At 62.9% G+C, this 760-nt stretch carries 1 pseudogene; it reads right to left on the bottom strand.

What is annotated here, in order from left to right:
* Nucleotides 1-665 (bottom strand): annotated as a pseudogene (locus tag B879_RS24105) (DUF4158 domain-containing protein); the annotation flags it as partial.
* Between the last annotated feature and the right edge of the window lie 95 nt (nt 666-760).

The following is a 760-nucleotide window of genomic DNA, read 5'->3' as shown; positions in this document are numbered from 1 at the left end:
TCGATGGTCCCGGCACCCAGGGCCCGCAGGCGTGCCAGCCGCTCCAACTGCCGCAGCAATTCCGGCACCGAGACCCTCGAGGGCCCGGTCCGCAGCCGTTCCCACGCGGTCAGCCGTGACCCCTCCCCAACGCGAAGCAGACCTTCCAATTCCAGAATCAATGCGGGGCCGGCCGCGTCCACCAGCATGGAATGGAGGCGGTCATTTGCTCCGGAGCGGACCTCTAAAACCAGTCGTGTCAACGTGGAGACGCCGGGGAGAAGGACCTTGCGCTCACGCAGCCAGAGAGCTGCCCGTTCAAACAAACGCACCGGTCCCTCCGACGAAGTCCAGGCCCGGGCCTCCAGAAACAGCCTCAGCTCTTCGTACCTGGCCGGATCGGAGAAATCCGCATACCCGTACTCGGTGGAGATTTCCGCGGCGTGCTCGTACCCGGTCTGTCCCCGCTGCGCATACAGCTTGAGCACGGAAGCATCGGCAATGCCCAGCTGCCCGGCCAGGGATTCCACCACCGGCCACGGAACAGCCAATGGATCCGTCAAAAAACGTCCGACTACCCGCACCGTGATCAGTTGAACAGCAAATCCCAGGCGGTTGTGCATTCCCCTGCGGCGACCAACCACCGACAAATCGGCATCGTCCAACCAACAGAAACGTTCCAGGTCCTCCGCTGGTACCTCGTCGGGGAATCCGCTGAACCCTGCGACCTGCTCATCACTTAGAAATCGACCGCCATGTCACCCATTCAACAGGCCGCTGA

Source organism: Cecembia lonarensis LW9, from assembly GCF_000298295.1.
Lineage (GTDB): Bacteria > Bacteroidota > Bacteroidia > Cytophagales > Cyclobacteriaceae > Cecembia > Cecembia lonarensis.
Note: the sequence above shows the minus strand (reverse complement) of the source record. Positions and strands in the feature narration are given on the sequence as shown.